The organism is Granulicella aggregans (genome assembly GCF_014203275.1).
Lineage (GTDB): Bacteria > Acidobacteriota > Terriglobia > Terriglobales > Acidobacteriaceae > Edaphobacter.
Window position 1 is genome coordinate 104,964 of record NZ_JACHIP010000007.1, and the last position, 21,680, is coordinate 126,643.

The following is a 21,680-nucleotide window of genomic DNA, read 5'->3' on the forward strand; positions in this document are numbered from 1 at the left end:
TACACAACGCAATCGCAATACAGAAGGCCCCGGAGCGATCCGGGGCCTTTCTCTTTATCGCAAACACTTTTTTCTGAGACCGACGGTCGACCTACCCTTTGCTTCGATCCGTAAACCGGAAGAACAGCGACTGCTGAGCCACAGGCGCAGCGAGCTCGTTCAATGTCGCCATCTGCGTCTGCGAGAGCGGAGTGAAATCACGGGCAATTTTCACATTCTCCTCCAGCTGTGCGATGGTGTCGCACCCAATGATGACCGTGCTGACAGGATGCGACAGGGTAAAGCGCATCGCATCGCGCATGTTCATGACCCCGCTACGAGTCGCAATCGCCGAGCCTTCCCAGGAGTGCCGCTGCGCATCGAGAGACGGCGGGGTCCAGCTTGCAAGCAGGCGTCCGCGGGCGGGAACCTTCATCCCGATGATGCCCATCTGCTTTTCGACCACAAGCGGCAGCAGTTGATCCGTGAAGCTGTGAATGTGGCTATCCGCGGCGTTTAACGCCATCAATATGCAGTCGAACGGGTGGCGATTGATGGCGTCGATGAGAGCATCCGGACGGTAGTGCCCGGTAACGCCGAGATAGCGCACGACCTTCTGTTCCTGCATCTCGACCAAAGCTTCCATGGCTCCGCCCTTGGCAAAGATCGCATCGACATCTTCGGGAAGCCCAATATCGTGCAACTGCCACAGATCGACGTGGTCGGTGTTCAGCAATTGCAGTGACTTCTCAATCATGCGCAGCGACCCATCGCGGGTCCGTTCCTTCGTCTTTGTAGCCAGGAACGCCTCATTGCGCCGCGTCTTCATCACGCGGCCAACATACTGCTCGCTCCAGCGTTCCGGCCCGCCGTAGATCGAGGACGTATCGATGTAGTTCACGCCCAGATCGAGCGCGCGTTCGATGATGGGAACCGCTACATCAAAGTTATTCGCTCGCTCGATGGAGGCCTGCCCGCCAAGTGAAAAGATTCCGACCTTATATCCCGTCTTGCCCAGATTGCGAGTCGGCATCGCCGCGACGGTTCGCGGATTTGAAGGGAGCGCGGGAAGCGTACGCGAGGCTTCGGCAGGAAGAGTAGTCTGGGCAAGAAGTCCGGCAGCAATAGCGCCACCTGACTTCAGGAAGGTACGACGGTCTGCGGAGAGAAGCGGCTGCTTCATAGATGGCTCACCTCGTGGCAATGAAATTGTATAGGCGTGATCAGGGAGAGAACCAGCAATGTTCCGTTTCAGCCGTATCTCCGACCGTGTCCGGCTCTACCGTGCTCCCCGTAGATCACCAACAATCTTCGCTGCACCCACGCGCGAGACCGCCACATCATCCTCCGACTTGCCGCCGCTGAACGCGGCAATGATGTATCCGGTCTTCACTCGGACGATCACGCCGCCCTCCCAGCCAAACTCACCCGTCATCGGCGGACGAACCTTGCTGCCGCTGTCTTTCAGCGTGTCCGCCATCTCCGCGGCCTTGGCATACACGATCGCGAGTAAATTCGAGCCTTTGTCCGTCGCCGTCGGCTCATCCTTCATCCGTCCGACGACTAGCATCTTCGAACTCCACGACTCGATCTTGTCCCCGTCAAAGTAAGCGACGACGGCAGCTCCGCCAATCTTCAACTCCTCTGCACGCGCCTTCATCGATTGCAATGCTGCTCCGGCAGAAGCATCGAAGCTCGCGGAAGTCACACGCAAGTCCGCGGCGCTCGCCCTGGGAGCAGCAACCACGGCGCTTGACGGACTTTGGGCTGAAGAGAGGATCGGAGAGATACCAAACGCGCAGAGAATAAGAAGCAAATAGCTAAACTTGCTGGACATTTAAGAGCCTCAATGTTTGCCAGCAATACTAACCCGCCGCACATAAGTTTGGCCCATGACGTTCTTCCGCCATGGGCCAAACTTATGCGCTTTATACAGCAGATGCTTGTTAGATCGAAACGCTCAACACCCGATTCAGCCGCTGCACAAACGCCGCCGGATCCTGCAACTGAACACCTTCCATCAGCAACGCTTGATCCAGCAGCAGCCACGCAGCATCGGTAGCCAGAGCATCATCCGGACGAGCCAGCAGCTTCTTCACAATCTCATGATCGGGATTGATCTCGAGCGTAGGCTTCGGCGCTGGCATATCCTTCTGCCCCATCGCCCGCATCATCTGCAGCATCTGGAGCGAAGGTTCATCCTCATCGCTGACGATAACGGAAGGACTGTCCGCCAGCCGCACCGAAGCGCGAACGTCTTTTACTCTGTCGCCCAGCGTAGCCTTCATCTTTTCAAGCAGCGGCTGAAGGGTCTCCGATTTATCAGCATCAGCTTCGTCCTTTAGGTCTTCACTGGTCGCTGCCTTGTTGACCGCTTTCAACTCAATCTCGCCGTACTTGTCCACACCTGAAAAGACGATCTCGTCGAAGTCGTCATCGAGGATCAACACCTCGATGTCCTTCTTCTTATAGATCTCCAACAGCGGCGAAGACTTCAGCAGTGACTCTGACCCGCCGGTGATGTAATAAATCGCCTTCTGCTCCGCCTTCATCCGAGACTTCACATCGGCGAGGCTGGTCAACCCTTCAGCCTTCGTCGACTTGAAACGGACAAGCTCCAGCAGCGCCTCGCGATTGGCATAATCGCTATATAGACCTTCCTTCAACGGACGATTGAACTGCTCGATAAATTCAAGGTACTTCTCCGGCTGCGACTCCGAAGCATTCTTCAGTTCGGTAAGAATCTTCTTGACGCTCGCCGTGCGGATGCTCGTCAGCACCCGGTTCTGCTGCAGAATCTCGCGGCTCACATTCAACGGCAGGTCTTCGCTATCGATGACACCACGCACGAAGCGCAGATACTGCGGCAGCAACTCCTTGGCGTCGTCCATGATGTAGACGCGCTTCACATACAACTTCACGCCGACGCGATAGTCCGCGTTGTAAAGGTCCATCGGAGCCTTTGAAGGAATGAAGAAGAGTGTCGTGTACTCTAGGCTACCTTCGGCCTTGGTGTGGAACCAGAAGAGCGGGTCTTGCCAGTCGCCAGAGATGGACTTATAGAACTCCTTGTAGTCCTCATCTTTCAGCTCGCTCTTGCTGCGACGCCACATGGCGCTGGCAGCGTTTACCTGCTCGGTAACATGCTTTTTCTCGGACTTCTTCGTCTCTTCGTCCCACTCGCTCTTCTCATAAGTCAGGAAGATCGGAAACGCAATGTGGTTCGAGTACTTCTTGACGATCTCCTGCAACCGCCATCCATTGGCGTACTGCTTCCCTTCTTCGTTCAGGTGAAGCTTGATGGTCGTACCTTGCGAAGCGCGTTCGGCCGGCTCAATCTCAAAGCCGCTCTTGCCGTCGCTGGTCCACTTCCACGCCTGCTCTTCGCCAGCCTTGCGCGAGATAACTTCCACGCTGTCAGCCACCATGAAGGCGCTATAAAAGCCCACACCAAACTGCCCAATCAGGTTTGAGTCCTTCTTCGCATCGGTCGAAAGCTGCGCGATAAAGTTCTTCGTTCCCGACCGCGCAATCGTACCCAGATGTGAAACCAGGTCCTCCTCGTTCATACCGATGCCGGTATCGCTCAGCGTGATCGTGTGGTTCTCTTCGTCAAGCTCCAGGTCGATCCGTGGATCGAATGCCAGCGTCTTGAATGCTTCGTCCGTCAAAGTCAGGTGCCGCAGCTTATCCAGCGCATCGGAGGAGTTCGAGATCAGCTCGCGGAGGAAGATCTCCGGGTGCGAGTAGAGCGAGTGGATGATGAGCTGCAGCAGTTGGCTGACTTCAGTTTGAAACTCACGTTTTGTAGCGGTTGCGTTTGCCATAGACATTCATTATCGCTCTTCTTTGCGCGCGTATAAAGCCCCAACACAAGCCTTCTCTCTCCTCATGTTCTGCCAGCTACCCACAGGATCCGTCATCCTGAGCGGAGGTTGGCGCGCACTTGCGCCAAACGGAGTCGAAGGACCTGCATATCCGCCCGCCGCGCCCAAATCGTTCGGAGCTTTTCCCACGAATCTTCAACCAAACTACTTTCGATCCGGACTTGCATGATCCAACGCGAGATTCAACTCCAGCACATTCACCACCGGCTCGCCCAGCAGACCGAGCGTGCGTTGCATCGTATGTTCCGCCACGAGGCTCCGCACCGTGTCCAGGCTCAGCTTGCGCTGCTTCGCGATCCGTGCCACCTGGTACTCCGCTGCAGCAGGCGTGATGTGCGGATCGAGTCCCGACCCAGACGCCGTCACCAGATCAATCGGTACCGGCACGCCGGGATGATCCACCTGCGCTATCGCCGTATCCGCAGCGATACGATCCACCAGCTTCTTGCTCGTCGGCCCAAGATTCGAGCCACCCGAAGAAGTCGGATCATAGCCCGTACCCGCAGCCGAAGGCCGGCTATGAAAGTAGTTGTCGCCACTGAACGGCTGCCCGATCAACGACGATCCCACGACTGTTCCATTCTTCACGATTAGGCTTCCGTTGGCTTGCTTGGGAAAGGCCGAGCGAGCGATGACCGTGACCAGCATGGGATAGCCGATGCCAAGCAGGATTGTCGTGATAACCGTGTAGAGAATCGAAGTAAGAAGTATCTTGCGCATGTTAGCTCCCAGCTAAGCCAGATGAATCGCGGTGATGATGAGGTCGATCAGCTTGATGCCGACGAACGGCACTATGATGCCGCCGACGCCGTAGACGATGAGGTTGCGGCGCAGTAGCGCTTCGGCACTCATCGCTCGGTAGCCAACCCCCTTCAGCGCCAGTGGGATCAGCCCAATGATGACAATGGCGTTGAAGATGACGGCAGAGAGTACAGCCGACTGCGGCGTCTTCAGGTGCATGATGTTCAGCGCGTTCAACACGGGAAACGTTGCCGCAAACATCGCGGGAATGATGGCGAAGTATTTCGCCACATCGTTCGCAATAGAGAACGTAGTCAACGCACCGCGCGTCATCAAAAGCTGCTTGCCGATCTCTACGATCTCGATGAGCTTGGTCGGGTTCGAATCGAGGTCGACCATGTTGCCCGCCTCTTTCGCTGCCTGCGTGCCCGTATTCATGGCAACGCCTACGTCTGCCTGGGCCAGAGCCGGAGCGTCGTTCGTCCCGTCCCCCGTCATCGCGACGAGCTTGCCGTCAGCCTGCTCGCGCTTGATCAGATCCATCTTGTCTTTGGGTTTCGCCTCGGCAAGAAAGTCATCGACGCCCGCCTCACGGGCGATAGCCGCAGCAGTCAAAGGGTTGTCGCCCGTAATCATCACCGTGCGAATGCCCATCGCGCGAAGCTGTGCAAAGCGCTCCTTCATGCCGCCTTTCACGATGTCCTTCAGATGAATCACCCCCAGGGCACGTCGTCCCTCCGCAACTACCAACGGCGTGCCTCCGCTGCGCGCAATCACATCGACGGCATCGCGAACTTCCTGCGGCATCGTGCCGCCGTTCTGCTCAATGAACTTCGCGATTGCGTCCGTCGCTCCTTTGCGAATCTGGCGCCCATCCACATCGATGCCCGACATCCGCGTCAATGCGCTGAACGGCACGAACTCCGCATGAAGCTCGCTCATCTCGCGTCCACGCAGCCCAAACCGCTCTTTCGCCAACACCACAATCGAGCGCCCCTCGGGCGTCTCATCTGGCAACGACGACAACTGCGCCGCATCCGCAAGCTCCGCGTTACTCACCCCCGGCGCTGCAACAAAATCGCTCGCCTGACGATTGCCCAGCGTGATCGTTCCTGTCTTATCGAGCAGAAGCGTGTTCACATCACCTGCCGCCTCTACCGCGCGGCCCGACATTGCCAGCACATTGTGCTGTACCAGCCGGTCCATCCCCGCAATGCCAATCGCTGAGAGAAGTCCGCCGATCGTCGTGGGAATCAAACAGACCAGCAGCGCGATCAGTACGAATACAGACTGCGGCGCTGCCGAGTAGATCGCGAACGGCTGCAGCGTGGCCACCGCCAGCAGGAAGATGATCGTCAACCCCGCCAACAAAATGTTCAGGGCAATCTCGTTCGGGGTCTTCTGCCGTTCGGCTCCTTCTACTAAGGCGATCATCCGATCAAGAAACGTCTCTCCAGGATTCGAAGAGATCCGCACCGCGATGCGATCCGACAGCACCCGGGTGCCTCCGGTCACTGCTGACCGGTCGCCGCCTGCCTCCCGGATGACCGGTGCCGATTCGCCCGTGATGGCCGACTCATCGACCGAGGCAACGCCTTCGATGACGTCGCCATCACCGGGAATCATCTCTCCCGCAGTGCACTGGACGACATCGCCCACGCGAAGCAAAGCACTCGATGTGGGCGTGATTGTCCCATCCGGTGAAAGCTTGTTGGCCATCGTCTCCGACTTCGCCTGCCGCAATGCGTCCGCCTGTGCCTTGCCACGGCCCTCGGCCATCGCCTCCGCAAAGTTCGCGAACAGCACGGTGAACCAGAGCCACAAGGTAACCTGTAGGTCGAAGCTAAACGGCCCACGATTTGTAATTAAATCGCGTACAAGATAGATCGACGTGATGACACTGCCAATCTCCACCACGAACATCACCGTGTTCTTCATCATGGTGCGAGGGTGCAGCTTTACCAGTGCATCCACTGCTGCGCGGCGGACGATCTTCACGTCCCACAACGAGCGCTTTTGTGCGGTCGACATGCGAAATCTCCTTAGTAGCTCTTGCCTGCGAGCATCTGCAGGTGTTCGAGAATCGGTCCAAGAGCAAGAGCCGGGAAGAAGGTAAGCGCGCCTACAATCAGAATCACTCCGACCAGAAGCACGGCGAACAGCGGCGTGTTCACCGGGAACGTTCCCGCCGAAGGTGGCACCAACTTCTTCTGTGCCAGGTTGCCCGCGACCGCAAGCATCGGCACGATCATCAGGAACCGCCCGATCAGCATGGCCGCAGCAAGTGACAGGTTGTACCAGTGCGTGTTTGCGCTCAGACCGGCAAAGGCCGAACCGTTGTTGCCCGTCGCCGAGGCATAGGCATAGAGAATCTCCGAGAGCCCATGTGGGCCTGCGTTGTTCAGGCTGGCGAGCCCAAGGTTCGGCATCAGCACCGTGACACCAGCGAACAGCAGCACCGAGAACGGAAAGATAAGCACATACAACATGGCCATCTGCACGTCGTACGATTCGATCTTCTTACCCAGATACTCCGGCGTTCGACCGACCATCAGCCCCGCTATAAAGACAGTCACGACGACGAAGATCAACATCCCATAGAGGCCAGCGCCAACGCCGCCAAAGACGATCTCTCCGAGCATGATGTTGACCATCGTGACCAGACCGCCTAAAGGCATGAAGGAGTCATGCATGCTGTTCACGGCACCGCAGCTGGCGTCCGTCGTGGCCGTCGCGAACAGGGCTGAGTTCGCGATGCCGAAGCGAACCTCTTTACCCTCCATGTTGCCGCCGCTCTGCATCGCCGTCGCTGCCTGGTTGACGTCATGCAGCAGCGGGTTCGCGTGACTCTCCGCCCAGTAAAGAACGAAGACGCCAGCCAAAAATAGAGCCGACATGGCGGCGAAGATAGCCCACCCGTGCCCCGGCGACTTCACCATCCGTCCCAGCGTGACCGTCAACGCACCGGGGATCACGAAGATCGCAAACATCTCGAGGAAGTTCGTTAGCGCATTCGGATTCTCGAACGGATGGGCACTGTTGGCCTGGAAGAAGCCACCACCGTTCGTGCCGAGCATCTTGATCGCCTCCTGCGAGGCGACCGGACCTTGCGCGATGCTCTGCGTTGTGATGGTCTGCGTTGTCACCTTGCCATCAGTACCTGTCGTCTGCGTTTGCAGCGGTTGCACCAGGGTCGCTGTATCGTAAGGCCTGAAGTTCTGCACCACACCCTGAGACACCAGCACCAGGGCCAGAATCAAGCTTCCCGGCAGTAGCACCCACAGCGTCGCCCGCGTCGTATCGACCCAAAAATTGCCCAGCGTATTCTTCTCGCGTCCTGCGATACCGCGCACAAACGCGATGGCGAGGGCCATACCCACAGCCGCCGAGGCGAAGTTGTGATATGCCAACGTCACCATCTGCGTGAGGTAGCTCATCGTGGCTTCGGGCACGTAGGCCTGCCAGTTGGTGTTCGTCGTGAACGACGCGGCAGTGTTCATCGCCAGGTCCGGAGCGACGTTCGCGAATCGCTGCGGATTTAGTGGCAGCCAATGTTGAAACCGCTCGATCGCATACGTAACCATCATGGTTACAAAACTGAAGAGCAGCACGGCAACCGCGTACTCGGTCCACTTCATCTCGTGCGCTTCGTCGACGCCGGTAAGCTTATAGATCAGCCGCTCAAGCGGTCTCGCAAAGACGTCAAAGAACGTCTTCTGGCGATCGAAGACCTTTGCCATGTACTCGCCAAGCGGCTTCGCGGCTAGTGCAATTAAGGCGAAGAAGAGCGCAATCTGCAGCCATCCATTCGAGGTCATTAGAACTTCTCCGGACGCAGCAGCGCAAAGATGAGATAAGCCATCAGCAGGACGATGGCAAGAATGAGAAGGACTGGCTCCATCATTTTGCTGGTCCCTTCTTCGAGAGCAGCCCGCAGCCCTTTACGTAGAGGACCGCGATGGTGAAGAAGGCAACACCAACCGCAGACATTCCCAGATCCCACATGTCCCAAGTTCCTTTCGGTGCCAGATGGATCGACACACGCACGCGCTGAGGCGCGACAGAACTCATTCCACGCGAGCCGCACTAAAGAGGCTGTAACGGAGATGTAAAGAAGTCGTAAAGGGGTTGACGGCTCTTGCTGACCGAACAGCTTGCTTCAGTCCAGCCCATTCGGCTCGTCGGCTTCAGCCACGAACCTATAACCCACCCAGGGCTCGGTCTGGATGTACTGCTCGCCGCGATCGCCCAGTTTCTTTCGAAGCTGCCCAATCGCTACGCGAAGATACTCCGGTTGAGAGACGGCATTTGCGCCCCACACTGCATTCAGCAGATCACGATGAGGCAGCACCTTTCCAGGAGACTGCGCCATGTACAACAGGAGCTCAAACTGCTTCGGCGTCAAGTGAATCTCGTTCTCCCGCACGGTCACGCGATGCTGCGGCACATTGATTACAAAATCGCCAAGGTCTACGGATTGACTCTTCGGCGTATCGGCACTTTGGCGGCGTAGATGCGCTCGAATCCGCGCCTTCAGCTCTTGAATGTTGAATGGCTTGGTCACGTAATCGTCCGCGCCCGCGTCGAGCGCTGCCACCTTCGCTCCCTCCTGCTCGCGCACACTCAACACGATGATCGGGGTCTGCGCAATCGAGCGTATCTCGCGGCACAACTCCACGCCGCTCATCTCCGGCATAGAAAGATCGGTGATGACAAGGTCAGGCCTCCACTCGCGAAAGACGATCAACCCATCGAGTCCGTTGTCCGCTGTCCTGATCTCATACCCCTGGCTGCCGAGCGTCACCTGCAGCGTCCGCAGAATCTGCTTTTCGTCATCAATCAGCAGAAGCTTCGCCCGATCCTGCTTGTCATTCGTCATCATCTTCATCCTTTTCGGGCTGGGTGACGATATGCACGTCGACCGTTGGCACATCACTCAAAAAGCGTTGAATCGAGTAGTAGTAAAAATACTTGCGCAGACCTTTGATCTGCGATCTTCCGAAGATTACCTGAGTGATTCGCTTCTCGCGCACCAGTTGCGCAGCCGCAAGTGGAACACTCTTCGCGGCCACCCGCACCACGCTGGCCTTTAGGTTCGTTGCGAACTGGAGGTTGTTTTCAAGTGCGCGCTCTTCTTCTTCCGAACTCTTACGCCCATCCTGAACATTCAAAACATATAGCTCGCCTTCAACGGCATCCGCCAACCGAGCTCCTCGCGCGATCAGGTATCTGGCCCGAGGATTGGCGCTGATGCACACCAGCACGCGCTCCCGCACCGCCCAGTTATCGCGGATATGATGAGAGTCCATATAGCTGGTCAGCGTCTTGTCGACCGCCTTGCTAACGTGCTGCAAGGCAAGCTCGCGCAGTGCGATCAGGTTGCCGCGGCGGAAGAAGTTTGAAAGAGAGCGCTCGACCCGAGCCACAGGATAAATGTCACCGCGCCGCATTCTCTCCTGAAGTGCCTCTGGAGTCAGGTCGGCCATCACGACTTCATCAGCCTGCTGAATTACCCAGTCCGGCACGGTCTCGCGAATCTCGACTCCGGTCACTCGCTGGACGGTAGGCGCCACGGTCTCGATGTGCTGCACGTTGATCGTCGAAAGCACATCGATCTTCGCCTGCAACAGCTCCTGCACATCCTGCCAGCGCTTTGTGTTTCGACTTCCCTCGATGTTGGTATGGGCGAGTTCATCGACCAGCACGATCTGCGGACGTCGCGCCAGGATCGCATCGAGATCCATCTCCTCGAACGCAACACCGCGATAATCGATCTGCCGACGCGGAATCACGTCCATCTTCTCAATCAGCTCCGCCGTCCGCGCCCTGCCATGGCTCTCGACGACGCCCACGACGATATCCTCGCCGCGCTCCTTGCGCCGGATAGCCTCGCTCAACATGCTGTAAGTCTTGCCCACTCCCGGCGCATAGCCCAGAAAGAGCTTGAGCGTTCCGCGCGTCTTCTCGGGATCGGCATGGGCCAGCCACTCTTCAGGGGTCTTCGGCATCGCAGGGCACTCGAACCTTCACGCTATCATGTCAACCATGCAGATGCGGTTGCTGGTCAAGGTCATCCCGTACATCGTCTCCACCGTCGTGCTTGCCCTGATCGTGTATGTCTACTTTCATCTCATCCGCGTGAACACTACGACGGTTGCGATGACGCTGATCATCGACATCCTCTTAGTCGCGGCGTACTGGGGATTTCGTCCGTCTCTTTACACTTCTCTGGCGGCGGCCCTCTGTTTCAACTACTACTTTCTGCCACCATTCCTCACCTTCACCGTCTCGGACTCGCAGAACTGGATCGCCCTCACGGCATTCCTCGGCACCGGCATCATCGCCAGCAATCTCTCCGACCGCGCCCAGACCGAGACTCGCATCTCCAACAAGCGCCGCCGCGAAGCCGAGCGCCTCTACGAGTTCAGCCAGCAGCTTCTGGTCGCCCCAAACGTCGTCGAGCTCGTCGGAACGGTGCCCGCAAAGCTGGTGGACATCTTTGCCCTCCGCGACGTCGCCCTCTACCTGCAATCGCGCAACCGTACCTACCGGTCCCATCAGGAGTTCTTCGCGAACGATCGCGAGCTTCGCGTCGCAGCCCAGGTGCAGGACCACTCCACCCGCGAGGGCAACATCACCTTCGTGCCCATCCGTCTCGGCATGCGCCCCATCGGAGCGTTCGCAATCGCGGGAACCGGCGTGTCGCGCGAGACTCTCGATGCCATCGGCGGCCTGATCGCGATCGCGGTGGAGCGCGCCCGTGCCGTAGAGACGCTCAGTCGAAGCGAAGCCGGTCGCGAAAGCGAACGCCTTCGCAACGCCATTCTCGACTCCGTGACCCACCAGCTGCGGACGCCACTCACCTCCATCACCATGGCCATCTCAGCGCTCCGCAACGATCCAGATCTGCCCGAAGAGGCGAAGTCCGAGATGATGATCGTCATCGACGAAGAGGCGGAGCGCCTCAATCAGCTCATCTCGCAGGCAGTCGAGATGGCAGAACTCGACACCGACGACGTCAAGCTCGAACTGTCTCCCAGCGATATAGAGCCGCTCTTGTCCGAGGCATTGCGCGAGGCCAAGATCAACCACGCGCATCATCCCGTGGAAATCCACGTTGCGCCCGAGCTGCCGAAGGTCTGGCTTGACCACGCCCGCATCGTGAAGGTGCTGCTTCACCTCATCGAGAACGCCGCCAACTATTCGCCTGCCGGAACTCCAATCATCCTGAGCGCGGAGCCGAGCGGCAAGTGTGTTGTGGTGAGTGTCGCGGACCGCGGACCAGGAATCGACGACCTTGAGCGAATGATGATCTTCGATAAGTTCTATCGCGGCGAGAGCCAACGCTTCCGCGTCCAGGGCACCGGCATGGGACTCGCTATCGCGAAGGCCATCGTCGAAGCCCATCACGGCACGATCGGCGTCACCAGCCAGCTCGGGCAGGGCTCCGTCTTTTCCTTCACACTCCCTGTAAACGCCCCCGCGTGAGCACCCTGCAGACCGTTCGGGTGCCCCATCCATGCGCGGTCTCATCGCGAACGGGTGGGACGTACAAGGTCCAGATCGCCGACCCTAAACCCGCGCCACAATGCCACCAATTTCAACCGACTCGATCACCCGCTTCGGATATCCCACCTTCGCCACTTGAATCATCGCCCGACCGACCTCTTCCGTCGTCGTAATGTATTTGGGGATCAACGCTCGCAGAATCGGGAGTAACGGCGCGGTGATCGTATACAGAATCCGATAAGCCTTCGTCTTTGAGACGATCCCATGCAACGGCTGAATCATCCCCGGCCGAAACATGTACGCCGCCATAAAGGGCATCGCCAGTAAATCGTTCTCTGTCTTTCCCTTTACCCGCGCCCACATCGTTCCGCCATGCTCGCTACTATCTGTGCCCGCACCAGAAACATACAGGAAGGTCATCGCAGGATTCATCTTTACCAATGTCCGTGCGGCAGCCGTGGTCACATCATAGGTGACCTTCCGATACGCCTCTTCGCTCATCCCCGCGGAAGAAACTCCAAGCGTGAAGAAGCACGCATCGAGCCCTGTCAGCTGCTCTTCGATCGACGCGTAATCGAGAAAATCCCGGTGCACAATCTCTTCAAGCTTCGCGTCTGACTGGCCCGAAGCGCTTCGAACCACACTCACTACGCGCGTCACATCCGGATCAATCAGGCACTCGCGCAGAACTCCCTGGCCCACCATTCCGGTCGCTCCAAAAAGGATCACTTGCATCGCCCGCTACTCCTTTTTGCCTGCGCCACTACCCTCGACCACCTTGAAGATTCCGTCCACGCCCGCAAGCTTGATCTTTTCGGTAACGCCACTCGGCCAGTGAACCTCTACTTCATCCACCGCCGTCGCATCCCCAAGCCCGAAGTGCAGCCGCTTGTCGCTGGTCGAAGCGAAGCTGCCGCCGCTCACCACATCCCCGCGCTGCTTGAAGTTCGCCGTCTTCACATACACTGTCGCGCCGACGGCATCGCGAGGACTCTTCGCCCCACCGACAAGCTCCAGCTCAACCCAGTGATTCTTGTTCTCCGAAACGTTCCGCAAGAACGACGGCGTCCCATCCATGTTGTTGATGATCGCGTCGATCTTGCCATCGTTGAAGAGGTCGCCGAACGCCAGCCCCCGTCCAACCCCAGTCTTCGCGAGGCTCGAGCCCTCAACCGCAGCCACTACCTCCAGCTTGCCCTTGTTGCTATGAAACAGCAGAGGCCGCTGCTTCCAACTTGTGCCCCAAGGCATGTTGTCGACCTCCGGATACACATGCCCGTTCGCCTCCAGCAGGTCCAGCCAGCCATCGTTGTCGTAGTCGAAGAATGCCGTGCCCCATCCCAGGAACGGCACCGTAGGCTCGGCGATCCCCATCTGGTAGCTCACATCGGTAAAGTTCGCATCGCCGTCATTCCGATAGAGCGGCTTGTAGTCATCGGAGAAGGTCGTGTTGTACAGATCGACCTTGCCGTTGTGCGTCAGGTCGCCCGAAGCGATGCCCATCGACGCCGTCTCTCGTCCACCCTCATTCAGCGCGTAGCCGGAGGCAAAACTGTCGTCCTCAAACGTGCCATCGCCCTTGTTGATGTAGAGGTAGTTCGGCGTGGAGTCGTCAGCGACCAACAAGTCCACCTTGCCATCGTTGTTCACGTCGATGAAGAGCGACGCGAGTCCATAGTAGGAAGACTTCGAGTCCGCCACGCCAGCTTTTTCGCTGACGTCTGTGAAGGTTCCATCGCCGTTGTTATGGAAGAGATGATCCGGCTCACCCTTCAGTCCGCGCGGGCCGCACATCACCCGCACTCCGCGAAACTGGCAGAAGCTCCCCGCAACGCTCTGTGATCCGGATGCCGGTGGCTCAACCATGTCGTAGTGCACATATCCCGGGACAAAGAGATCGAGCCTGCCATCGCCGTCATAGTCTCCCCACGTCGCGCTGGTCGACCAGTTCCCAAGAGTGATGCCTGCCTTCTCTCCGACATCGGTGAACGTGCCGTTATGGTTGTTGTGATACAGCCGATTCTTTCCGTAGTTCGAGACGAAGATATCCGGCCATCCATCGTTGTCGTAATCGGCAACGGCCACGCCGAAACCCCAGCGCTCATTCGTCACGCCAGCCTTCTCGGCCACGTTCGTAAAGGTGCCGTCATGGTTGTTATGGAACAACGCTGCGTGCGGCGCGGGAGCCTTGCCCGCCTCGGCCTCGAAGGTGGAACCGTTCAGCATGTAGATATCGAGCCAGCCGTCATTGTCATAGTCCAGCAGGCCGATGCCCGAACCGACCGTCTCAATGATGAAGTGCTTCTCCGGCGTCCCCATGGTGTGATGCCACTTCGCCAGGCCGCTCTTCTCGGCGATGTCCGTAAAGACCATCGGTCCCGTCTTCACAAATCCACCTGCAGTGATCGGACGGCGCTCTGCGTCGAGCACCGCTGCGTGCGCCCCCCCGGTGTTCACTCCCCCCATTCCCGAGTGCTGGCCACCCTCATTCTGCTTCTGCTTTTCGGAGTCAGGCGTAGCCTGCGCCCCCACGCTCACGCCCACCGCCAGAACTAGGCCTGCCACCCAAAAAATCCGCACCATTGTTTCCTTCAAAGTCACACGCTCTCCGGTGCATACAATACACCCTAAGACCCACTCCCACATCCACCAAGGGGTGGAGACTTTCTTCGACGATTTGCCTACGTATGCCCGGGTGCCCCATCCATGCAGCTTCACCGCATGGGTGGGACGTAAAACCTTCGCACCACCGCTTATTGCGCAGCCGCGATCTCCACCAACCCAGCCTCTTCCGCCACCGTCCGCTTCAACTGTCCGCAAGCAGCATAGATGTCCCGCCCACGCGGACGGCGAATGTAGGTCGGCAGCCCGCCATCGATCAGCATCTTCTGAAAGATGGCCACGTCTTCAGGCGTCGGCTGATGATAAGCAATCCCCGGCCCGGGATTCCAGACGATCAAATTGACCTTGGCCTTGGTCCCACCGAGCAGCGCCAGCACCTCCCGCGCATGCATCGGCTGGTCATTTACGCCTCCCAATAAGACGTACTCAAACGTCACATACTCGCGCTTGCCCAGCGGAATCGTATCGACTGCTTCGAGCAGCGCCGCGATGTTCCACTTCCTCGTGATCGGCATGATCTCCGCCCGAACCGTATCGTTCGAAGCATTCAGCGAGAGCGCCAGCTTCGGCCGCACCGTCTCCTGCGCGAATCGCCGAATCGCCGGCTCAATCCCGCTCGTCGACACAGTCATGCGCGACTCGGGAATACCCATCGCGCCCGACAGCAGCCGCACGCTATCCATAAAGGAGTCGTAGTTCAGAAACGGCTCGCCCATGCCCATGAACACAAGGTTGATCCTGTCCTGCCCTACCTTGATTCCCTGCCGCGCCAGCACCGACGCCACCTGCCCCGCGATCTCACCAGCCGTAAGGTTTCGCTTGATCCCCAGCTTCGCGGTCAGGCAAAACTGACAATTGACCGCGCACCCCACCTGACTCGAGATACAAATCGTCGCCCGACGGTATCCACTCTTCTCCAGCGTCCCAACGTCCTGAAACCTCTTCCGCCTTCCAGGTGAGGAGGTGTCATCCTGAGCGGAGTCTGGCGCGTCCTTTGCGCCAGACGAAGTCGAAGGACCCGCTTCCCCTCGTGCCCCATTCATCGCAGCTTCATCGCGATGCGTGGGACCGCCCACGCTTTCAATTTCATCAATCTCCCCAGCCTCTTCCGCAGCGGCTTCGCTCCCATCCCCGCGCTCGCCGCCATCGCCCTCGGGCATCCAGACGGTCTCGACCGTCTCCCCATCACCCATCCGCATTAGGTACCGCTCGGTGCCATCGACCGAGGTCGCCGTCTGCGCGATCACCGGCCTGCCCACGACGAACCCCTCCGCCGCCAGCCGCTCCCTCACCTCAACCGGCAGCGTAGTAATCTCCGCCAGGGACTCAACCCGTCCTTTGTACAGAGCCTCAAAGATCTGCGTCGCCCGATACTTCGTCAGCCCAAGCTCCACAACAAGCGCCTGCAACTCCGCCAGCGTCTTCCCAAAGAGAGCCTTGCCAATGGATGTCAAATTTATTGCCGACTGCTCCATACTCCTGCCTTCTACGATCACTCTCAAGTTTACGATGACTGTGCCGACGAAATAGCGCCTACCCGGCAGTTCTGTGTAAGCTCCTGCATATGTCCTACGCAGATGATCCGGAAGGCTGGCATCGCCTCCGCGATGCGTATGCCCGTATGTCAGACAAAGAACTCCTCCTGTTGAACAATCAATTCGACAGTCTCACCGACGACGCGCAAGGCCTACTTCGCAACGAACTCACCAGACGCAAGCTTTCCGCGTCGTCCGCTATCTTGCCCGACATGGCGGAAGCACCTTCTGAACTCAGTGCCGAGGATACGGAGGAAGGCGATGCCTACTTTCCGGCCGATCTCCTTCAGAGGGGCGGTGTAGCCCTCTGCGAATGCGACACGACCGACGAAGCCAACTTCGTCAGCTTCATCCTTGGAGAAGAACGCATCGCCTCAGACATTCGTCGCAACGAAGGAAGATCCGACCTTCGCCTTCCGCAGGTGCTTGTCGCTCCTGACGATCTGGAAAAGGCGAAGCAGGTCCTGAACAGCGCCAACCTGACCGAACTCCGCCCGCGATTCGAAGCCGAATCAGCCATTACAAGCCGCGACTTCGCACCACCAACTTGCCCGAACTGCTCGTCTGAAGAACTCTTCCTCGAAAGCGTCGAGCCAACCAACACCTGGGTCTGCGAAGACTGCGGCACCACCTGGCAAGATCCGCCGATAGGGCCGCTCCCTGCCCATTGACTCCGCCCTTTCCCAAGTAGCCCGAATCTGCACGAAATCCAACCCTTTCCCGCTGTGAAACAATAGTCAAAATATGTCCTCAACCCTGACCCCGCCCACACCCGCCGCATCCACTCCCCGCAACATCCGCCGGACCGTTCTTCCCAACGGCCTGCTCGTCCTTTCCGAGAGCATTCCCCACGTCCGCAGCGTCTCCATGGGCGTCTGGGTCAACTCCGGCGCGCGCGACGAGACCATCGCCCAGAACGGCATCTCCCACTTCGTCGAACACATGGTCTTCAAGGGCACCACCTCGCGCTCCGCCCAGCAGATCGCCCGCGAGGTCGACACCATCGGCGGCAATCTCGACGCCTTCACTGGCAAGGAGACCGTCGGCTTCACCATCAAGGCTCTCGACGAACACTTAAACCCGGCTCTCGATGTTCTCTCGGATCTTGTTCTCCATCCCACCTTTACGCCCGAGGACATCGCCCGCGAACAAGGTGTCATCCTCGAAGAGATCAAGATGGATGAGGACAACCCCGACTACCTCGTCCACGAGATCTTCACCCAGAACTTCTGGAAGAACGACGCTCTAGGTCGACCCATCCTCGGCACCGTAAAGACCGTCTCCAGCTTCGACCAGCAGACCGTCTTCGACTTCTACGCTAGCCGCTTCACCCCCAGCAACATGGTCTTCTCCGCCGCCGGCCATCTTGACCACGACTCCTTCGTCCAGCAAGTCGAAAACCAGTTCAGCTCCCTCGCCGCCAGCTCCGACACCCCTTTCGTGCGCCAGAGTGCGCCCCCGGCAACCCCACACATCACTCTGAAGCGGAAGAAGTCGCTCGAGCAGGTCCAGTTCTGCCTCGGCGTGCCAGCACCGAAAGTATCAGATGAAGGCCGCTACGCCATCTACCTCTTGAATAACATGTTAGGTGGTGGCATGAGCAGCCGTCTCTTCCAGTCCGTCCGCGAAGATCACGGCCTCGCCTACTCCATCTACTCCGAGATGAACCCCTTCCGCGATACCGGCTCCCTCTGTGTCTACGCCGGCACCTCCATCGATAAGACTGAGCGTCTCCTCCGGCTCACCCTCGACGAACTCCGCCGTCTCAAAGAAGACACCGTCAGCGAGGCCGAGTTGAAGCGCGCCAAGGATCAACTGAAGAGCAACATCGTTCTCGGCCTGGAGAGTTCCGGCAGCCGCATGGCCAACCTCGCCCGCCAGCAGATGTACTTCGGTCGCTTCTTCGGCGTCGACGAGATCACCGAGGAGATCAACGCAGTCACTCCCGCCGACGTCCAAACGACTGCCCAATCGCTCTTCCGTCCCGAATCGATGGCCCTGACACTTCTAGGTAACCTCGGAACGCTCAAGATCGAGCGCGAAGACCTCGCCTGCTGATAAAGTTTGAATCGAACTCTGCGCGATGACGCGCAGCACGATGCAGTATCGACTACCTGCAAAAGACGAGGAACCATGAACTTCCCTGACACGCAAAAGACATCGCGCTCCAACGAAGCGGGCTTCACTCTCATCGAGCTCCTAATCGTCATGTCCGTCATGCTAATCCTCATGACGCTGGGTATCCCGCAGCTGCTCAAGCTGCGCAAGAACGCGAATGAGCTCTCAGCCCAGCAATCCATTCGCACCGTCGTGAACGCTGAACTCCAGTACAACTCCGCCTATCCGGCCAACGGGTTCGCCTGCACGCTCCCTGCCCTTGGCGGCGATCCAAAGTCCGGCGCTCCCTCTGCCCTGGGCGCGCAGCTGATTCCAACTGACCTCGCGACCGGCAATAAGGCGGGCTACACCTTCACCATCGCCTGCGGCGGCAAGGTCACCGTCAACAACCAGGACCAGTTCAGCTCTTTTGAGATTACCGCCACTCCGACTTCGGTCGGCAAGACCGGCGACCGCGGCTTCTGCATCGACGAGAACAACGTTCTCCGATTCGATCCGGCTGGCGCTACCAATTGCACCCAGACAGTCCAGTAATGTCCTTGATTCGATCTCTGCTTTACGCTGTCCTCACCGGAGTTCCCCTCGGAACTCCGATGCTGCATGCGCAGGTATCCGATCCCATCCTGCGCAAAGTCGGCGACCACTACAACCATCTTTCAAGCCTTCGCGCCAGTTACTCCGAACACTACACCGGCATGGGCATGGACCGGACCGAAACCGGGACGCTGCTCCTGAAGAAACCCGGCCGCATGCGCTGGAACTACAACACGCCAGCCGGCAAGGTCTTCCTTCTGGATGGCAAGTTCGGCTGGTTCTACACGCCTGGCGATAACCAGGCCACCCGCATTCCCGCGAAAAAGCTCGACGACCTGCGCTCCCCGTTGCGTTTCCTCCTGGGCCACACCCAGCTTGCCAAGGAACTCGACCAGATAACCGTCGCACCGGATGGCTCCAACTTCCGCATCGCCGGGATTCCCAAAGGCATGACGCAGCGTGTCAAATCGCTCGCGCTCACCGTGACCGCTGCTGGCGCGATCCAGACGATGCGACTGGAAGAGATCGATGGCGCAGTAACGGAATTCGCATTCTCGGGCATGCAGGAGAACATTCCCGTTCGCGACTCCGACTTCACCTTCGCCCCTCCAGCCGGAGTCGCGATCGTCGACGGCATTGCCCCAATCTAGTCGCTAGACCAGCACCTTCCCCGACTCACCCACATCCACCTTTCCGCCAGTTGCCGCCGCAGCCAGATACTTCATACCGCGCACAATCCGGCTCGATGAAGCCTCCCAGTACTCAGCCTCGGTAACATCCACCCGCAGCACGCGAATGCTGGGATCGTCCTCGCCCTCTGGAAACCAAGCCTTGTACATCGGGTTCCACATCTCGTGAATCTTCGCCTTGTCCCGGCTGGTGGAAGCGAACCCTTTCACGGTTACATACTTCGAATCGCCGCTGTCGGCATAGATCAGGGAGACGTGACTGTCATCGGCAATCTCGTGCAGCTTCCCCGACCCCGCCTGCGTCAGAAACCACACCGTTCCGTCGAAGTGCTCGAACTTCTGCGTCGCCATTGGCCGGCTGTCGAAGCTCCCGTCCGGCGCCGCAGTCGTAAGCATGGCCATCCGGATGTCCTTGATCAGATCGCCGATCTTCTGCAGTCCCGCGTCCCCGTAAAGTTCCTGATACTCGCTCATAGCAAATCCTCCAGGCACTACGATGCGCTTCGCCGCGAGAATGTCTCTCCACCGTCCTTTCACAAGAGCAGCGTAAAATTTATCTATTCAGCAAAAAAAAGCAGCGTGTAGCGACACGCGGAAGAGATGACCAAATTTGAGCACCGCCATCAATAGGCCCCCGTTTTCAACCCTATCCACGGAAGAGTTCCACGCAGCCGTCCATGAACTGAACCCCGCCATCGCGGTCTTCGATTGCGACGGGACCTTGTGGTCGGGCGACGCTGGCTCGACCTTCATGCACTGGACGATCGAAACCGGCCTGCTTTCGCGCGATGCTACGGATTGGCTCGACGCTCGCTACCGCGGATACGCGCGCGGCGAGGTCTCTGAGGTCGCCATCTGTGGCGAGATGGTGCAGGTCTACCACGGGCTCGCCGAATCGGAGCTGCGCCAGTCCGCAGCCCGCTTCTTCACTGAAAAGATCGAGCGCAACATCTTCCCGGAGATGCTCGCCCTGGTAACCGAACTCCAGCAGCGAGGCACCGAGATCTGGGCGGTAAGTTCAACCAACGATTGGGTGATCGAGGAGGGAGTGAAGCGATTCAGCATCCCGGCAAACCGCGTGCTCTCTGCCCGGGTCGCTATCGAGAACGGCATCGTAACCGACCGGTTGCTGGATGTGCCGACCGACGAGGGGAAGGTCCGCGCGCTGCTCGCTGCCGGGGTCGTTACACCCGACGCGGTCTTCGGCAACTCCGTCCACGATGCGGCCATGCTGGCCATCGCTCGCCGCGCGTTCCCGGTCAATCCAACCGCTGCGTTGGTCGAACGCAGCACGATGGAAGGCTGGCCCGTCTATCTCCCGGTCTCGATACGCCGCCCCTGAATCGAACTTTTCAGCATAGTGCCTACTTTGGGCCCATACCCCATTCGGCAAGCCGATAAGTCCAATCTTTACTTCACAGCGTCTAAACTCTAGACAGTTGTGAAAGAGCCGATACGCAAACTCGACCGCAGCACCGATTCGGGAACCCCGAAGCCGATGCGTCTGGTCGTAGCGGGGCTGATCCTCCGCCATGCCGACTCCGCGGAGTCCGGCACCGGAACGACCGAAGTCCTTATCTGTCAACGCAAACCGGACCAACCCATGAGCCTGAAGTGGGAGTTTCCCGGCGGCAAGATCGAGCCCGGCGAAACCGCCGAAGAGGCTCTCGCGCGCGAGCTTGACGAGGAGTTGGGCATCAGCGCGACCATCGGCCGACGCATCGCCCAGATCCGCCACAAGTATCGCAACGGCGGCGCAATCGACCTGCAGTTCTTCGTAGTCGACCAATTTGGCGGCGCACTCGAAAACCGTATCTTCAACGACATGCGCTGGTCCCCGCTCACTGCCCTTCCCGAATACGACTTCCTCGCCGCCGACCTCGGCCTGATCCGCGACCTCTCCGAAGGCCGCCTGCTCTAACCCATCTGGCCTGTCATCCTTCGACGAAAGTCGGAGGATCTGCCGTCCTTCCACCAGCCCACGACGTGTCTGCGGTCAGGTAGAATCCGGGGGTGGGTCATGATTGGAACCGCGCTCGTAGAATCAATATCTTGGCAATCGTTGT

At 58.8% G+C, this 21,680-nt stretch carries 20 protein-coding genes; 7 read left to right on the forward strand and 13 right to left on the reverse strand.

Annotation, left to right across the window (positions count from 1 at the left end):
• Positions 1-91: 91 nt before the first annotated feature.
• From HDF16_RS21900 to HDF16_RS21940, 9 genes are all read right to left on the reverse strand, one after another.
• Positions 92-1,162 (reverse strand): aldo/keto reductase, encoded by a 1,071-nt coding sequence (locus HDF16_RS21900; RefSeq protein ID WP_184221639.1) that lies wholly within the window; start codon positions 1,160-1,162, stop codon positions 92-94.
• A 96-nt stretch (positions 1,163-1,258) separates the two neighbouring features.
• Entirely contained in the window at positions 1,259-1,816 is a 558-nt protein-coding gene (locus tag HDF16_RS21905) for a hypothetical protein (protein ID WP_184221641.1), read from the reverse strand.
• 109 nt (positions 1,817-1,925) lie between these two features.
• Positions 1,926-3,806, reverse strand: a complete 1,881-nt coding sequence (gene htpG, locus HDF16_RS21910) for a molecular chaperone HtpG (protein WP_184221643.1) — start codon at positions 3,804-3,806, stop codon at positions 1,926-1,928.
• A gap of 204 nt (positions 3,807-4,010) precedes the next feature.
• The gene (gene kdpC / locus HDF16_RS21915) at positions 4,011-4,586 is read right to left on the reverse strand and encodes a potassium-transporting ATPase subunit KdpC (RefSeq protein ID WP_184221645.1); all 576 of its coding nucleotides are present in this window, start codon (positions 4,584-4,586) and stop codon (positions 4,011-4,013) included.
• Positions 4,587-4,598: 12 nt separating this feature from the next.
• Complete coding sequence (gene kdpB, locus HDF16_RS21920) at positions 4,599-6,638, reverse strand: potassium-transporting ATPase subunit KdpB (protein ID WP_184221647.1); 2,040 nt, start codon at positions 6,636-6,638, stop codon at positions 4,599-4,601.
• Positions 6,639-6,649: 11 nt separating this feature from the next.
• Positions 6,650-8,425, reverse strand: coding sequence for a potassium-transporting ATPase subunit KdpA (gene kdpA / locus HDF16_RS21925; protein WP_184221649.1), 1,776 nt, complete (start codon positions 8,423-8,425; stop codon positions 6,650-6,652).
• Positions 8,425-8,511: a K(+)-transporting ATPase subunit F gene (gene kdpF, locus HDF16_RS31945; RefSeq protein ID WP_432432264.1), complete on the reverse strand. Its 87-nt coding sequence runs from the start codon at positions 8,509-8,511 to the stop codon at positions 8,425-8,427. The genes kdpA and kdpF overlap by 1 nt, the downstream gene beginning before the upstream one ends.
• A 255-nt stretch (positions 8,512-8,766) precedes the next feature.
• Complete coding sequence (locus HDF16_RS21935) at positions 8,767-9,489, reverse strand: response regulator transcription factor (RefSeq protein ID WP_246409634.1); 723 nt, start codon at positions 9,487-9,489, stop codon at positions 8,767-8,769.
• Complete coding sequence (locus HDF16_RS21940) at positions 9,476-10,615, reverse strand: histidine kinase (protein WP_184221653.1); 1,140 nt, start codon at positions 10,613-10,615, stop codon at positions 9,476-9,478. Before HDF16_RS21940 ends, HDF16_RS21935 begins: the two co-directional genes overlap by 14 nt.
• Before the next feature lie 28 nt (positions 10,616-10,643).
• Between HDF16_RS21940 and HDF16_RS21945 the strand changes: the two genes are divergently transcribed.
• Positions 10,644-12,095, forward strand: a complete 1,452-nt coding sequence (locus HDF16_RS21945) for a sensor histidine kinase (RefSeq protein ID WP_221312998.1) — start codon at positions 10,644-10,646, stop codon at positions 12,093-12,095.
• Positions 12,096-12,179: 84 nt separating this feature from the next.
• Here the strand turns inward: HDF16_RS21945 and HDF16_RS21950 are convergent, their stop codons facing one another.
• From HDF16_RS21950 to rlmN, 3 genes are all read right to left on the reverse strand, one after another.
• Positions 12,180-12,851, reverse strand: a complete 672-nt coding sequence (locus HDF16_RS21950) for an NAD(P)H-binding protein (protein ID WP_184221657.1) — start codon at positions 12,849-12,851, stop codon at positions 12,180-12,182.
• A gap of 6 nt (positions 12,852-12,857) precedes the next feature.
• Positions 12,858-14,699, reverse strand: coding sequence for a CRTAC1 family protein (locus tag HDF16_RS21955; RefSeq protein WP_184221846.1), 1,842 nt, complete (start codon positions 14,697-14,699; stop codon positions 12,858-12,860).
• Between the two features lie 170 nt (positions 14,700-14,869).
• Entirely contained in the window at positions 14,870-16,213 is a 1,344-nt protein-coding gene (gene rlmN, locus HDF16_RS21960) for a 23S rRNA (adenine(2503)-C(2))-methyltransferase RlmN (RefSeq protein WP_184221659.1), read from the reverse strand.
• Between the two features lie 89 nt (positions 16,214-16,302).
• On the opposite strand from rlmN, the gene HDF16_RS21965 reads away from it, so the two are divergent.
• The 4 genes from HDF16_RS21965 (at position 16,303) to lolA (ending at position 19,575) form a co-directional block, all read left to right on the forward strand.
• Positions 16,303-16,944, forward strand: a complete 642-nt coding sequence (locus HDF16_RS21965; RefSeq protein ID WP_184221661.1) for a TFIIB-type zinc ribbon-containing protein — start codon at positions 16,303-16,305, stop codon at positions 16,942-16,944.
• A 73-nt stretch (positions 16,945-17,017) separates the two neighbouring features.
• Positions 17,018-18,331 carry a M16 family metallopeptidase gene (locus tag HDF16_RS21970; RefSeq protein ID WP_184221663.1) on the forward strand — a complete coding sequence of 438 codons (1,314 nt, stop codon included), beginning with the start codon at positions 17,018-17,020 and terminating at the stop codon, positions 18,329-18,331.
• Between the two features lie 75 nt (positions 18,332-18,406).
• A complete protein-coding gene (locus tag HDF16_RS21975) occupies positions 18,407-18,925 on the forward strand; it encodes a prepilin-type N-terminal cleavage/methylation domain-containing protein (protein ID WP_184221665.1) in 519 nt (172 codons plus the stop codon).
• A complete protein-coding gene (gene lolA, locus HDF16_RS21980) occupies positions 18,925-19,575 on the forward strand; it encodes an outer membrane lipoprotein chaperone LolA (protein WP_184221667.1) in 651 nt (216 codons plus the stop codon). The genes HDF16_RS21975 and lolA overlap by 1 nt, the downstream gene beginning before the upstream one ends.
• Positions 19,576-19,578: 3 nt before the next feature.
• On the opposite strand, the gene HDF16_RS21985 is transcribed toward lolA, so the two are convergent.
• Positions 19,579-20,088, reverse strand: a complete 510-nt coding sequence (locus tag HDF16_RS21985) for a pyridoxamine 5'-phosphate oxidase family protein (protein WP_184221848.1) — start codon at positions 20,086-20,088, stop codon at positions 19,579-19,581.
• A gap of 136 nt (positions 20,089-20,224) precedes the next feature.
• Here HDF16_RS21985 and HDF16_RS21990 point away from each other — a divergent pair, with 136 nt between their 5' ends.
• Both HDF16_RS21990 and HDF16_RS21995 read left to right on the forward strand, forming a co-directional pair.
• A complete protein-coding gene (locus tag HDF16_RS21990) occupies positions 20,225-20,956 on the forward strand; it encodes an HAD family hydrolase (RefSeq protein WP_221313000.1) in 732 nt (243 codons plus the stop codon).
• 99 nt (positions 20,957-21,055) lie between these two features.
• Positions 21,056-21,535: a (deoxy)nucleoside triphosphate pyrophosphohydrolase gene (locus HDF16_RS21995; RefSeq protein ID WP_348641389.1), complete on the forward strand. Its 480-nt coding sequence runs from the start codon at positions 21,056-21,058 to the stop codon at positions 21,533-21,535.
• Positions 21,536-21,680 lie beyond the last annotated feature (145 nt).